General features: G+C 56.8%; 6 protein-coding genes. All 6 read right to left on the bottom strand.

What is annotated here, in order from left to right; genetic code table 11:
- Positions 1–3: 3 nt before the first annotated feature.
- From ACFOET_RS09495 to ACFOET_RS09470, 6 genes are read right to left on the bottom strand one after another with little or no spacing between them, the layout of a single operon-like run.
- Complete coding sequence (locus ACFOET_RS09495) at positions 4–6,510, bottom strand: LamG-like jellyroll fold domain-containing protein (protein WP_379021944.1); 6,507 nt, start codon at positions 6,508–6,510, stop codon at positions 4–6.
- Between the two features lie 53 nt (positions 6,511–6,563).
- A complete protein-coding gene (locus ACFOET_RS09490; RefSeq protein ID WP_379021942.1) occupies positions 6,564–8,192 on the bottom strand; it encodes a RagB/SusD family protein in 1,629 nt (542 codons plus the stop codon).
- Positions 8,193–8,202: 10 nt separating this feature from the next.
- On the bottom strand, positions 8,203–11,304 hold the full coding sequence (locus ACFOET_RS09485) for a SusC/RagA family TonB-linked outer membrane protein (RefSeq protein WP_379021940.1): 3,102 nt from the start codon (positions 11,302–11,304) through the stop codon (positions 8,203–8,205).
- Between the two features lie 7 nt (positions 11,305–11,311).
- Complete coding sequence (locus tag ACFOET_RS09480; protein ID WP_379021938.1) at positions 11,312–12,901, bottom strand: fasciclin domain-containing protein; 1,590 nt, start codon at positions 12,899–12,901, stop codon at positions 11,312–11,314.
- Positions 12,902–12,913: 12 nt separating this feature from the next.
- Positions 12,914–14,524, bottom strand: a complete 1,611-nt coding sequence (locus tag ACFOET_RS09475; RefSeq protein ID WP_379021936.1) for a fasciclin domain-containing protein — start codon at positions 14,522–14,524, stop codon at positions 12,914–12,916.
- Positions 14,525–14,536: 12 nt separating this feature from the next.
- On the bottom strand, positions 14,537–16,009 hold the full coding sequence (locus tag ACFOET_RS09470; RefSeq protein ID WP_379021934.1) for a RagB/SusD family nutrient uptake outer membrane protein: 1,473 nt from the start codon (positions 16,007–16,009) through the stop codon (positions 14,537–14,539).
- Positions 16,010–16,019: the final 10 nt, after the last annotated feature.

Genomic DNA, 16,019 nt, shown 5'->3' with positions numbered 1-16,019 from the left:
CTTTTATCGGTTGTCCCTGATGATATTGATGTACCCTTTCTGCGGCTGGCGGCTGCCGCCGAACGTGATGACGAAATAGTAGGTGCCTTCGGCCAGCGGCCTACCCTGATAGGTGCCGTTCCAATCGTTCCGGTAGTCTTTGGCCTGGTGGATAACCCGGCCGGAAATGTCGAATATTTTCAACTCGTTGCCGGGGTAATGTTCGATGTTACGGACGACCCACGTGTCGTTGATGCCATCGCCATTGGGCGTCACCACGTTGCTCACCTCCAAGGCTTCGGGTTCAAATACTTCTATGGTGATGGACGCTTCGCCTTCACAGCCGAATTCATTGACCGCTTTAACGGCAAAGGTGGTTGTCTCCGTAAGCCGGGCGGTAAGCACATCCGTTTCGATGGTCTGGTCATTGTATGTCCACGTCAGCGCTACGGCGCTTCTTGCGTTGTTCCGCACCTCCAGGCGTACGCTTTCGCCCCGCTGTAGCCGCTGCTTGTCGGCCAGCAAACTGATATTCGGCTGTGCGGCGATGGTAAGCGTGAACGTCTGGCTGTAAGTATCCTGCCCGCCGTGGGCGGTGCCTCCGTCGTCTTTGGCCGTAACCGTTACGGTTACCTGGTCGTCAATCCCGGCTTTTGGCGTATAGGTCAGGTGGGCCACACCGTCTTCCGGCTGGGTGATAGACAGGGTGTGGAACAGCCGCGACGGGTTGGCGCTTAGCGACAGCTCAACCGTCTGCCCTTCTTCCAGACCGGCGTTGATGCCGCTGATGGTGATGGTGCGTTCTTCGGGCGTAAAACAATAGGCCACGTCCGCTATTTCATCAAACGATGGCTGGGTATTGACAAAGTTTACGACAACCTGGATAGTCGCCTCGTCACTTTCGCCCAGGCTGTTGCTCACCCGCACTTTCACTTCCAGTACCCGGCCTTCTTCGTAATCGAAATCGCCGGCATCGTTAATGGTCAGTTCGCCGGTTTCAGCGTTTAATGCAAATGCTGCTACCCCGTTTCCGTTCACGTCCGTGTTTTGCGTAATCCGCCAGCCGGTCAGCACTTCCCCTTCGGGATTACTGGCGGTCAGCTGGGCTATCACCGTGCCTTCCGGACTGTATTGGTTCACGCCCAGCACTTCGTCGACATGGATAACGGGCAACGCCAGGGCTTCCGTTTGGAACGACCAGGTTTCGCCGTATTCCACCCCTCCGTCTGCCAGCGCATCCACCCGCCAGTAATAGGTTGTTCCATGGGTGAGCAGGCTGGTATGGGCATACAGTTGCTCGGTGATGCCTTCGGCCACAGGGGCCAGGTCGTCAGGGGAGGTGCCTAACCGAAGCGTGTAGGATTCGGCCTTGCCCTCCCAGACAAAGGTGGTGCCGGATACGGGAATGTCTGTCGCTCCGTTTTCCGGACTGACGTTTTGCACCGGATTCATCACGGGTTTTGATTCGAACAGGTTTTTTATCTGCGCGGGCGACAGCGCGACATTGTACAGCCGCACATCGTCCAGGTCGTCACGGTACGGGCGGTTCTCGCGGGAGTTGCCGACGGTGAGCTCCATCTCCGGCATGGCGATGCCGCCCTCTGTGCGGTCGTCGGTCTCCGCCATCAGCTCCCCATCGATGTACAGCCTGGTCTTCCGGGCGTCGCGGTCGCGCACGGCCACCACGTGCTTCCACTCCCCGCTGAACAGCCCCGCATCGTTCGCATTGGTGCCCGCGTCGGTCTTCACCACGTCGTCATCGATGGAAAAGTTGATGTTCCCGTTGTGATGCAGCTGGATGCCGTACCATTTGCCGCCTTCGGCCGAGGCGAATGCTCCCTTATGGATGAGGTAGGCGTTGGTCGCCGAAGTAGGGCCGTACGTGTTTTCGTTGCCACGCATCCACAGCGATATCGTAAAGGAGTTTTGGTCAAACGCGTTCTGCGCCGCTGCGGGCACCACGATGGCCCCGGTGGGTGCCGTGGTGGTATAATGGATGGCGCCGCCGTGCTTACCGTCGCCGATCCACGGGCTGCCCCCGAAATCGCGCAGCGTGCCGTGGTTGGCATGCGGACTGGAATCGTGCGCTACGGTGCCGGAAGTCTCATCCAGCTTGTAGTGCGCCACTGGCTGGAGTTCTTCCCGCGGCGGGGTGAACAGTTTTGCTATCTCCTCGGGAGTCAGCGCGCAATTGTATAAACGCACATCGTCCAAATCGTCACGGTACGGGCGGTTCTCCCGGGAGTTGCCGATGGTGAGCTCCATCTCCGGCATGGCAATGCCGCCTTCCGTGCGGTCGTCGGTCTCCGCCTTCAGCTCCCCGTCGATGTACAACCGGGTCTTGCGGGCATCGCGGTCGCGCACGGCCACCACGTGCTTCCACTCCCCGCTGAACAGCCCCGCATCGTTCGCATTGGTGCCCGCGTCGGTCTTCACCACGTCGTCATCGATGGAAAAGTTGATGTTCCCGTTGTGATGCAGCTGGATGCCGTACCATTTGCCGCCTTCGGCCGAGGCGAAGGCCCCCTTATGGATGAGATAGGCGTTGTTCGACGAGGGGGTGTAGGTATTTTCGTTGCCACGCATCCACAGCGATATCGTAAAGGAGTTTTGGTCAAATGCATTCTGCGCCGCTGCGGGCACCACGATGGCCCCGGTGGGTGCCGTGGTGGTATAGTGGATGGCACCGCCCCGTTTACCGTCGCTGATCCAGGGATCCTCGCCGAAGTCCCGTAATACACCGTGGTTGCTGTAGGGGCTGGAGTCTGTCACCACGTTCCCCGATGTTTCGTCCAAGCGGTAGTGTGCCACCAGCTCCCGATCCGCCATCCCCTCGAAAAGGGCTGCGATTTCTTCGCCAGACAGGGCATAGTTGTATAGGCGGACATCATCCAGGTCGTCCCGGTAGGGGCGGTTCTCGCGGGAGTTGCCGATGGTGAGGTCCATCTCCGGCATGGCGATGCCGCCTTCCGTACCGTCGTCAACTTCCGATAGGAGTTCGCCGTCGACGTACAGCCGTGTCTTGCGGGCATCGCGGTCGCGCACGGCCACCACATGCTTCCACTCCCCGCTGAACAGTCCGGCATTCGTTGCATTGGTCGACGCATCGGTCTTCACCACATCGTCATCGATGGAAAAATTGATATTTCCGTTGTGGTGCAGCTGGATGCCGTACCATTTGCCGCCTTCTGCCGAGGCGAACGCCCCCTTGTGGATGAGGTAGGCATTATTGGCCGAAGGGGTATAGGTGTTTTCATCGGCTCGCATCCACAGCGATATCGTAAAAGAATGCTCGTCAAACGCGTTCTGCGCCGCTGCGGGTACCACGATGGCGCCCGTAGATGCCGTTGTGGTATAGTGGATGCCGCCACCGAACATTCCGTCGGTAATCCAGGGATCTTCCCCGAAATCGCGCAGCGTGCCGTGGTTGCCGTATTTGCTGGCATCATGCACTACGGTGCCGCTGGTTTCGTCCAGCTTGTAGTGGGCAATCAGTTCGCGGCTTTCGGGGGGCGGCGCCGCGGTTTGAAACGACCAGGTATCGCCTTCGGCCACATCTTCGCCTGCCCTGGCATCCACCCGCCAGAAATAGGCTGACTCGGCCTGCAGGCCTTCAAAAACATAGGACATGGTGGTGGCCGGCAGTTCGGCGACCTGCTCCAGTGCATCTTCGGAAGCACCAAAGTAAACCAGGAATATTTCGGCCAATGCCCCGCCTGCCCAGGTGACTTCGGCGCGGTTGGCTTCCGGACCGCGCTGGCCATGAGCCGGCACCGGCGTATGGGCTTGCTGTAGTCCGGCCGCACGGGCAAATTCTTCCATGATCTCCTGTTCGCTCAGCACGTGGTTAAACAACCGGAGTTCATCCAACTGGCCCGTATAGGGTGCCGACGCATGTTGGGAACTCAGAAATTCCAGCGCACCGATGTTGCCGATAACCAGATCGCTGGCCTCCCCGATTCCCGAAAGCGCACGCTGTATAGCGGTTTGCCCCACCACCTCCCCGTTCCTGTAAACGCGGAGCTGCCGGGCTTCGGCATCCCGGATAACAACCACATGTACCCAATCGTCCACGAAAAAAGGGCGGCCGTCTATCCCCACTTCATCCTTACCTCCGCCACCGGCGTCATTATCGTCGTCGATGGCAAATCGGAACTGATTGTTTTTCAACTCAATATTAAAGCGTTTCCCCGTAGCTCCGGTATTCTCGTTCCTCGTGATGGAACCCTTGCAAAGGAGGTAAGCGCTGCTGTTATTGTCGGGGGGCAGGTCTGTCGTACTCCCTTTCATCCAGAACGAAATGGAGAATGACCCCTGGCCTAAGTACAGGTGGTCGGCATGCGGGATGCTGATGGGATACATATTGCGGTCTACGGTGGCCAGATCCACCGCGCCGCCCTTTATCCCTGAAATACGTACCTGTCCGGCATCGTCGGTACCCAGCAGGCCGTGTGTCTCATAAGACGAAGCGTCAAGAAGTTCTGGCCCTTCTTCTTCGTCAAACGCCCAGTGGCCTACCAGGCCACGTTCGAACTCCGGGGCCACGCGGAAAGACCAAACCGCGCCGGTGGCTGTTCCGCGGTCGTTAACCGCATCCACCCGCCAGAAGTACGTTTGGCCGTGCTCCAGACCTTCCAATACCGCGGTCGGCCCGGATGCGGCGGGCACTTCCGCAACCTGTGCGAGGCTTGCTGCCGACGTGCCCAGAAACACCACGTAGGTATCCGTATTTTCGCTGCCGGACCACCGCACACTGGCTTGCCCGGTGGCATCAATAGACACGTAGCCGTAACTATCGCCCGGCATGGGCCGCGACGGCGTTTCTGGTGCCGTTGGAATGGGTGGCGTGGTTATCGAACGGAACACATACGAAGACGATTCATCGTTATCTGTTACGATTTTTAACCGGTAATAGTAGGTGGTATTGGGCAGTGTTCCTTCCTTATCTACATACGTTTCGGTACCCACGGCTACCGCAGCCACCTCGGTATACGCTTCTCCATCTGCAGAGCGTTCAATAACTACAATACCGGCCTCATTACCGTTATCGCTCCACGTCAAGGTGATGGTGCTTCTTACCGGATCTTCTTCCGACTCTGCCGCCATCACAATCTGCGATGGCGGCCGGATAAAATCCGGAGCCTCTCCGTCTACCAAGCTGTTGATGTAAACCTCTATGTTCAGGTAATTCGGATCGATGTTGCTTTCCGCCAGGGCATCCGCAGGATCATGTTTGTCCAACCCGTTTGCATCTTCCCATTCGTCCGGGATACCGTCGCCATCGGTATCCAAACGTGCCGGGGCACCGTCCACCACACCCAGCCCACCATTGGCCAACGGCAGGTCGTCTTCGCGGTACACGTATACCGCTTCGGTACCCACCGACGCCAATTCGGCAATTATCAGTTCGTCCACTTGATCCCTGCGGGGGAAATTCGCCCCCACGTTGGCCACCACCCAATCATAGGCCTGTTGGGCCGTCAGGGCATTCGGCGTATAGGGGTATTCGTAGGGCTGTGCATGAAAGTTACCGGGTTCCACACCCGGATAGCCGCTGTCGTCTTCCGGAATCAATGACCCGTTCAATGCGCCATCTTTATTATCATCCCAATAGTTGCCCGATGCGTACAGGTTGAAGGTGGGCGTACCGCGGGAAAACGGGGTGTTCCTTGGTGGCGTATGAGGACCGGCGATAAAATAATTGTTAACGATATTCACATGGGAAGTGCTTGCCGACCCGCCCATGATGTACCCATCGCCGGAGACGGAATGCCCGTAGGTATTGCCTACATTGCCGAAGTTATACACCACGTTGTTTACAAACTCGTTGATGCCTTTCACTTTGGGATTGCGGGTTTTGTTGCTATGGTACAGGCTCCTGAGGATACTTACTTTACCGCCCGGTTCCATGAGGCCACCGGCCGAATGGTTGTGGCGGTGCACCCCCTGACCGATGATGGAGTTCTGGATGGTAATGTTGTCGGGGTCGGTGCCCCGGTTATCCCAGTTGATGGAGAATACTTCATCGATTCCCCAGGAGACCGACAGGTGATCAAAAATCAGGTCGTGCCCGTTGGCAATTCCCAGGGCATCTTCGCTGCGGCCGGCGCCGCCGTTCACGCCGCAACGGAACCGCATGAAACGCGTGATAACATTGTTTGCCCCGCTATACGAAATGCCACGGCCATATACTACGATCCCGTCTCCCGGTGCCGTCTGGCCGGCAATGGTTGTGTTAGACGGGATGACCAGGCGCGATTGAAGCGCTATGACGCCCCCTACGGCAAACACCACGAACCTGCCTGGCTGGCTTAACGCATCGCGGAGCGAGCCGGGGCCGCTGTCGTTCAGGTTGGTTACGACATATACTTGGGGGTTGGCATGCCCGCGGGCGCCGGTGGCATACCGCCCGAAACCTTCGGCACCGGGAAACGCCAGGGTCTGTCCCTGAGCCGGGCCTGGCGAGCACCACAAAAGCAAGGCCCCAACGGCGACTGTAATACCACAAAAAAAGTTCAGTAATTTCTTCATTGTCTATTGATTACATAATTGGTTAACAGCTTATGAGTGGCAGCTTCACTACCCTAAAGCGGGTAGTGCACAAACCAGTTCTGGGGATTCATCATCCGCGCACGTACCGTTTCCCGCATGCCCGCATTAAATTTCGCACTCACCCGGTCCGCTACTATCGCGGGGTCGTTCCAGCGCTTGGCCATCCGGATCATCGCGAAGAGCGAACGCGCTTCACCCGCGCTCTCCATGAGGATTTCTTCCACAATAAGCTCGTCCAGCGCGCGTTTATAAGCCTCCACCTTCTCCGGCGTATCGAGGTCGTTCTTTGACAGGCCTGCCGGATAAACGGGACCTAAGTCTACCCGCCGGCGGATGCCCCAGTTCCGGTTCAGCTGCGCATTCCATACCTCGTTGTTGAACGGATACTGAAGATTGCCCGCATGCGTGGACAGGTAGAGGTTTATGCCACCGTTCAGCAACGCTTCGGCCTCATCAAACAATTCCAGCTGGTTGAGCGCTTCCAGGATAAAAAAGTGCACATCGGCATCACGGTACAAGACAATGTGCACGTTGTTCTTATGGATTTCGGATGCTGTTTCCCGATCGCGGGAGAATTTACGGATCAGCCAGTCGCCATTCTGCTGCACAAACGTATAATTTTCACCGCGGTAAAAGTCGCCGATGGTATGCCCGTCTTGCCGTACCTGCCGCCTGAAGCGGTTCATGGCCACTTCCGTAGGGCGGAGGTAATACACCGACGGGTAGGTATTGGAAAAGAAGCGGATCAACCGGTTGGTCTGGTTGCGTTCAAAATCGAACGGCACGATATTGATGAGCACCCGTGTTTTGGTCACGGGGTTGCGGGTAAACACCTGTATCCATTCCCCATTGTAGTCGTCGTTCCCGATTTTGTAACGGTTGCCCCCATTGTCATAAATAAACGGTATCCCGATTTCCACCACCCGGCTGTACTGCCCGGCCCAAAGGTACAATTCCATCAGGAGCGGCTCGGGCGACGGGCATATCATATTCCACACAAGATCCTGGTCGGCAGCGTTAACTCCCGGGAACAGCACATTCCCCCAGTTCAGCACCAACTGGCCATTGATTTGGTTGGTGCCCACCTCCATCAGCTGGATCAGCCGGTTAACCAATTCATCCATGCCCAACACGGGAATGGTGTGGAGCTCGTCCAGCTTTACGTTGGGTGCATCGGTATAGGCGGCCTGCCCGTACAGCTTGCCGAGCATGAGGTAGGCCCATACCTTGAAGCGGATTGCCCCGCTGACCAACGGACCGAAATGGCTTTCGTCTACTGCCCGTGGATACTTGGTGCGGTATTCAAAAGCTTTATGGATAAAGTTATTGGCGTTGAGGATCACCGCATAGTAGCCCCGCGGATCGGCAAAGGAATTGCCTTCCAACGGCTGGTGGTTGTAAATATCCCACAGCTCCTGGGGCGCATTGGCGGTAGGCTCCAGCAAATCGCTTCGCAGCTCCGACAGAAATATAGCGTGGTCGGCCACATCCTGCACTTTGGCTGCGATGCCCATATAACCCGAATACAGTTCGTTGCTTTCGCCGATGTAATCCTCCTCTTTCAGCATGTCATCTGCATCCACGTCAAAGAAGCTGGAACAGCTTGCCGAGAGCAGCAGCAGTCCGCACCCAAGGATTGTCAACTGTCGTTTCATCATCATATCGTAAGTATTAGAATGTCAAATTAATCCCTGCCCTGAATGTCCGGGGTTGCGCTACATTACCGAAGTCCAGCCCCATATACATGGGGTTATGCGCATACGCAGTTTCCGGATCGAGCCCCAGGTATTTGGTCCAGGTAACGAGGTTTTCGCCCATCACATAGATTTCAGCCCCCTCAAGCACACGTATGGCTGCCCGTTGTATCCGGTAGCGCAGGGCTAAGTTAGACAGCCGGAGGAAAGAACCGTCTTCAATCCAGCGAGAAGAAAACCGGCTGTTTTCCAGCGGGTCGCCATACTCGGCGCGGGGCATATCGGTCACCTGCCCGTCTGCCTTCCAGCGCCGCAGCACGGCGGTTGACTGATTATCATACCTACTCATGGATTCGGAGTGCCTGCGCACGGCATTGTAGATTTGGTTACCGTAGCTGAAATTGAAATAGCCCGACAGCGATAGCTGCTTATAGCGGACATCAACAAAGGCACCGCCGAAAAAATCAGGGTTCGGATCGCCGATAATCGTCCGGTCGGCCCGGTCAATGACCCCGTCATGGTTCAGGTCGGTAAACCGGATGTCGCCCGCCTCAAACGGAAACCCCTTGTAATCGACCAGGCCCAGGGACTGCGCCGCGTTGGCCGACGGGATTACCTCGTTGGCGATATGGCCGTAAAACGCGTACGGAGCATGCCCCACTGCCGACACCAGCGCCACGCCGTTGCTCAGTTCGACGACACGCTGGCCGTTGCCGTCCAGTCTTTTGATTTCACTGCGGTAAGTGCTCCACGTTCCCCCCACCGTAAGGCCAACATCGCGTTGTTCTACCAGCGTCGCGGAAACATCCACCTCCACGCCGCGGTTTCCAATCTCGGCCCCGTTGGCCAACCGGAAGTCCAGGCCAGCTATCGGCGATGCGGCGATCGTCTGTATCACATTTTTGGAAAGGGTTTGGTAATAACCCACGGTAGCCCGCACGCGTTTGTTGAGCGCCCCCATGTCTATGGCCGCATCAAACGTCCGGTTATCCTCCCAGCGCAGCGCATCGTTCGGAACATTGGCCACCACGATGCCCGAAAGCTGCCGGTACAACTGGCTGCCGTATGAAGGCCTGCTCAGCTTGGACGAATACCGACTGTTGCCCGTGAGGGCATACCCCACCCGCAGGTCCAGCTGGTCCAGCCAGGTGACGGCATGCAGGCCGTCCATATTAGCCACGCGCCACCGTACCTCACCGCCCGGGAATAGGCCAAAGCGATCGGTGCCGTTGCCCGTAGACGAAGCGCCGTCTGCCGAGAGGTAGGCCGAAAACGTCAGGAGGTTGTTCCAGTGGTAGCGGCCAAAGCCATAAACACTCATCCAGTTCCAGGGTTCAATATATCCCTGAAACTGCCTGCCGTCTACACTGACATTACTGATGGTCCGGTAAAAATCGGAGGGCGTATTCCGGCCACTGCCCGCATCCAGCTCGGAATGGGCCATGATAAGCTGGTAGCCCCCGCCCGCTTCCACGCGGTGCGCCCCGATTTGCCGTTCGTACTGCCCGCTAAGCCGGTAAAACAGGTTAGACACCTGAGCCGCACCTGCACGCGAGGTGTTTAAGGCCACACCGTTTTCCAGCGGCATCACGGTACGGCTGCTTACCCCGGGTATAAAGGCGGTATGGCGCAGAAAGCTGGAGAAAATGCCGAGCGTCGTACCGATGTTCCAATACGTGTTTGGTCGGTAGCTGACGCCGGCATTGACGAAAACGTCGTAGCCGCCGAGCCGCAGCTGTGCCGTATTGAGTACCGCCAGCGGATTGCTTACATTGAACTGCCGCACGACATCGTAGCTGGGCAGCTCATTATTGAGCTCGTCTTTGGTATAAGGGCTCAGGATAGGCGCCCGGCTCAACGCCGTGAGGATGGGGTTGGTTGCGGTTAGCATCCCCTGCTCGTGCAGGTTGGTGTTCTGGTAAGTGAATCCCACCGTTCCGAGAAAGTCGAATTTCTGCCCGAGGGCCACCGAAGCGTTCATCCGGGTGGAGTAGCGCGTCAACGAGCTGTTATCCAACGCGGCGCCCTGGTTGGTAGCCCCCAGCGAAAGGTTATACTTTGCCACGGCATCGCCGCCCCGAACGCGCAGGTGATTGTCGGTTACGAAAGCCGGCCGGTAAATCAGGCCCTGCCAGTCTGTCTGCGAGTTATACAGAAAATTGAAATAATAGTCGGGGTCGTCGCGCAGGAACGGGAAAAAATTGAGCATTTCGCCCATGTCGTCGAACTGCGTCAGCCCCACGTCGCCGATATAACTTTTGAAATCGCTGGGCCCCAGCACCGGGAGCGTGGCGCGGTTCTGGGCCACGCCATAGTGTCCGCTGAACTCTATGACGGTCTCCAGGTCGGCCGGTTTGGCGGTCTCGATGACGAGCACACCGTTTGATCCCATGGAACCGTATACCGCCGTTTCGGCTCCTTTCAATAAACGCACTTCCTGGATATCGTGCAGGTTAAACGGAAGCAACGGGTTGCGCGAATAGCCGCCGATAACTGCCGAGTTGCTCGATTCAGGCAGGTAGGGAACGCCGTTGATGACCATCAAGGGTGAATTATCCCCTTCAAACGAACGGACGCCCCGGAAATACATTGCGCCCCCCTCTCCCGGCATCCCGCTCTTATTGACAACGTTAAGTCCGGAAAACCGCCCCTGCAGCACACTTTCCACGTTGAGCGCGCCACGGCGGAAATCGCGCTGGTAAATGGCCGGTGCAGCGCGGTGCAGCGGGTTGGCTACCAGCTCATCGTCGTAGTAATTCGGCCGGCTGTCCGGCACCAGCGTGACGTCCAGCTCGCGCCGGTCCAATATGGGAAAAGTGGTCCGGTAGTAGCCCGGAGACCAAAACATGATTTCAGACGCTTCGGATGGCAAGACCACCCGGTAGCTCCCGTCTGTGCCGGTTTCAACCATCACGTCAAACCCGGGTACAGATACCACGGCGCGGGCTAAGGGCTTGCCATCGTAACCGCTGGTCACCTGGCCGGTTACGACCACGCTGTCTTGTTGCGCATGTGCTGTTATGGCCATGCACAGGATTATCCACCACAGCGACAGTTTCAAATAATTTATCACAATCATATCTTCATTAATAGTTATTCTGGGTAGGCACCAAGGCCCAATGGTAGGGTTCCAGGGTTTCGGCGGAGCCCGTACTAAGTCCAGCAAATTCAACTTTAATCCGGAAACTCCTCACCCCGTCGCCATCAATCGTCACGGGCCCGACCAGCCCGCCCCAACCGTTGTACCGCGTGCCGGATACCGTGTTTGTGGACCGGTCGTAGTTCCAGGGCGTAGCCGGTTCAACGTTCAGCCGGTTGGCTACTTGCCGCCCATCTACATAAATGTTAACGAAGGGATGCGTGCTCGACCGGAATCCCATATACAGGTTATATTCGCCGGGAGGTACCTCCACCACCCGGTAACCGACCGATCCGTCGGGATTGTTCTCCAGCATTATGGGCGTAAAATCAATGCTGGCCGGTTGGCCGGGAGTCAGTGCCCCGCGCACCACCAGCGTGCGGTACGTGAGTTCGATACCCAGTGTGGGGAAGGTGACGTGATCCCGGTTGGTGGGCACGATATCCGTGACGTTATGGAGCGTGAACAAGGCCGGCCGGTCTGCTTCGGGCACGAACTCATAGTAATGGAATAACTGCTTGATCATGGCGATATGCACGTTATTGGGTATTTTCAGGTGCGTAACCTCATATATCCGGCCATTGCTCATGCGCCGGAAATCGGCATTTACCTGCTGCACATCGGTGCGCCAGAGGCGGCCGAACGCCGATACGAGGTCGCGCTCACTTCCATAATCCTCGATCACCCGGTTATAGAATACCGCTTCGCGTATCCATTGATACGCCTTCAGGCTGTCTTCCCGAAGGAAATCCTTGCCGAACTGATCGTACAGGGTAGCCAGGCTTTCGAAACACTGCTGTATCACGGCGTTGCTGGGCAGGAACATGGTTACCTGCGAAAATTCCGACCGGATATTGGCTGCATCAAAAATCGGGTTGGTGACAACAAATACCGAATCATACAAGGTATTGCCTGTGGGATCCACCCCGATGGGCACACTGTTGGCGACATCAAATACGGTATCGTTCAGCGCCAGCACCGAGTCGCGGATGATGGAGTATTCGGCACCCAAACTTTCCAGGTAATCATAGATGCTTTCATCGGGCCGCATGAGGGCATCTATCTCATGCACCACCCCGTTCCGGCACAGCTGGTTACCCTTGGTGATGCGGGAGTCGCCCACCATGATTTCATCCGAAACGCGCTCCACCTGGATGTATTTACCGTTCAGGGTCTGTATCCGGAGCCCGGATTTAAGCTTCGTATAGTCGAACGCCAGGAGATTCAGGTGATAGTTCATCACGTACCGCTCGTCGAGCCCCATACCGGCCAGCTGGTCCATGATGGCATTTGGCACCACCCATACCGACAGATTCTGGTCGCGGGTCAGTTGGCCGGCAATTTCCAGTTCTTCCAATTTCTCGACGAACCGGCTGTATTCCGGCACCGACTTCAGGTAGTCCAGCAGGTTCAATGGCGATACGATTGCATCGCCGTCGCCCGTGCTGTTGAAATGATCGTCCCAGACTTTTTGCCGGCATGCGCTGGCAGCTACTGCCAGGCATGCGACGAACATTATTTTATACCATGTTTTCATGACCATCTTGTGTTATTGTATAGGTTCAAAGCGAATATAATCCAGGGTGATCAGGCGCCCATCGAGCGAGATCACGCGCAACGTGTGGGTAGCGGTTTCCGCAAACGTCACCGTGCCCAGCGTTTCCGTCAGTACGCGATCGCTGCTGGTATTCGAAATGGTATGGCGTTCGCGCAGCATTTGCCCATCGAGTGCAAATGCGCAGATCCCGGTAGGGTTGGCCTGCCGCGGACTGGGCCATACCAGCGTCAGCCGGTATGTTCCCTGTACAATGACGGGTGTTTCCATCTCGATCCAGCCAGACTCACCCAGTTCGATGCGCAGGTGGTCATGGTTCAGCACGTCGGAATACCAGATGCCATCTGCCGCCCGGTTGTTCCGGTAGGTGAGTACCCCGGCTCGGTCTTCGGGCTGGGAAACCCAGCGGAAACTTTCCAGCTCGCCCTGCTGGAACACGCGGTTGTATTGCGCGCCGAGGCTTGGATTACGGTATTGCGTTACGTTTGCCGCCAGGTCCGGATAATCGGTTACTTCCCACACCACAACCACGGGGGGTGGCGCAAACATCGGCATCCAGTGGTCCACTTCATGCACCACGCCGTTCTTGCAGGGAATATCAAACTCCAAAAAGCGGATTTCGCTGTCCCGGTCGGGATCGTAATTCAGCAACAGTTCGCCACCCCGGTCCGTGACGCTGACGAGCTGGCTGCCGGCCAGCGTATTAAGGTTTTTCACGGTTTCCCCCTCGGGGAACTGCCCCAGCTCGGCATAAGAGCGCAATTGGCTCAGCAGGTGATAGGAAACGTATTGGTGCAGCGGGTTCTCCGGGCTGTCATACGATCCGGTGCCGGCGCCCAGTCGCTCGGCCAATTGGGTAAGGGTCTCGATGCCCGCTGCGGCAAACGTGGCGTCACTTACCGCAAACAGGGTGTAGCGGTACCGCACTTGAATGGGGAAGCCCCCCGGGCCGATTTCTTCGGTATAGACCGTCCGCAGCATGGTCTCATAGCCCGTGGCGACGACCGCTTCACGAAAAATCCCGAAACCGCCGGACTCCAGGCGATCGGCGATGGTGGCGGTAAGCGGCTCCAGCACGTCTTCGATGACATGGATAACCCCGTTGGTGGCCTGGATATCAAACCGCAGGAAACGCGATTCGCCATTTAGGTATACCGCTTCTAGACCGCCGTCCCTGAACTCGATGAACAGGTTGTCATCGGTTGCGTTGCGGTCGTTAATGGCGCCGCTTTGGAATTGCCCGAGGTCTACCTTAGCCAGGTGAATCAGGTGGTAGCGGACCAGGTAAGCCGCATCTTCCTGTGGGATATCACTTACCGCACCATAACCGTGGGCCTGCAAATACCGCTCGACCCCCGCATTGGTTGGCACGAAAAACGTATAGGTGGTCCGCAGGTTAAGGGTAGCATACACGCCCGCGTGTTCCATCAGCTCCACCCAGCGGCCATATTCGTCGCTATGTTCACGCAGGTACATCCCGATGGGAAGCTCTTCATACGCGGCGAAGGTCTGGTCTTCAAAGGCGTCTTTACAGGTCTGGAAAGCAAGGCCCAGCAGCATCAAGAGACCGCAGCGCTTCGCAAAAAGAAATATCTTCGTTTTCATGGCCTTCTCCTATTAATTAACGTTATCATAATACGGGTTTTGCTTCAACAGCCTGTTCGACAGCAATTCATTGATATGGATGGGCAGGTAGTGGCTGTTTTCGTTCAGCAGCTTCGAGCGGATGACCGGGGCTGACCCTCCCTGCACCCCCAGCAGCACCTGACTAATCAGGTATTCTTTATACTGATATTGGTTACGCTTTGCCACGCGGAGGATATCATACCAGCGTTTGCCTTCGCCCAGAAACTCCAGGGCCCGTTCGTTCAGCACGATGTCCAGCATTTCCAATTCGCTGGAGCCTAAACCCACGGGCACGGAAATTCCCGCGCGTTGACGAATCCGGTTGACCAGGGTCAGTGCCTCCGCGTAGTTAGATTCGCCCAGCATGATCAGGGCTTCTGCCTTCATGAGGTAAATATCGGCCATCCGGTAGAGTATCCAGTTTTGGTCGTTGTTCGGCCGCGGAACGGTGGTGTTGGCTTCAGCTCCCAGGTATTTCCACAACCGAAATGTGCCTGCGTTGTACGATGCGCCGTCGCCGCGGATATCTTCTGCGGACAGGTCGAACCGCTCAACCATTAACGGCGAGATAATCCAGGTATACGATCCGGTACTGAACCATTGCGTCATCTCATTGGTTTGCTGGCGGGCAAAATCAAACTGCAGCTCAAAAATACTTTCGTTGCTATTGCCTTCGCTGAATATGGTAAACCATTGGTTCCGGTTGTTGACCATCCCGTCGAGCAGCCCGACCCAGCCCGACTGCAGCACCTGGTCGCATGCGGCAATAGCCTGCTCATACTGTTCGGTCCACAGGTACACATCGGCCAGCAGGGCATAGATGGCCCATTTGGTGGCCCGACCCTTATTTTCCCACACCTGCGGCCACACTTCCTTGCTGGCCGGAATGGCGGTCTCCAAATCGGAGATGATTTGCTGGTAAATCTCCGCCTCGGCCGATTTTGCCACATCGAAGGTGTACAAATCGTTCATGTACGGTTCAGTAATCAGCGGCACCTCCCGGAAGTTGCGCACCAAGATGAAGTAGCATAACCCCCGTAGAAAATACGCTTCTGAGAGCAGCGACTGCATCACCGGCTGGCTGAACGACGGATCGCGCACAACCACCTCGGGAGCATATTTAATGACCATGTTGGCGTAGTTGATTACCTCGTAAAAACTGCTCCATTGTGCCCACTCGTTTTCGGGCAGTATCTCAAATTGCTTGAGCCGAAAGATCGAAGCGGGGACGGAACCCAACAAGGCCAATCCATTCCCCCGGGCTTCGCCCCAGATCAACTGGCGCTGCAGCGTGCCCCGGAACCGCACGTAAGCAGCCCCAAGCACGGCTTCCGCTTCTTCCTTATCCTGCCAGTACAGGTCGGTTACCTGTTGGTTTTCCGGCAGCACGTCCAACCACTTGTTGCAACCCGCCGCAGGCAACAGCGCCAGCAATACCATACTATATATCCAGATTCGTTTCATCGTTGTCCAC

Origin of the sequence: Parapedobacter deserti (assembly GCF_042646065.1) — a bacterium.
Taxonomy (GTDB): domain Bacteria; phylum Bacteroidota; class Bacteroidia; order Sphingobacteriales; family Sphingobacteriaceae; genus Parapedobacter; species Parapedobacter deserti.
This window is presented reverse-complemented; position numbering and strand designations above follow the sequence as displayed.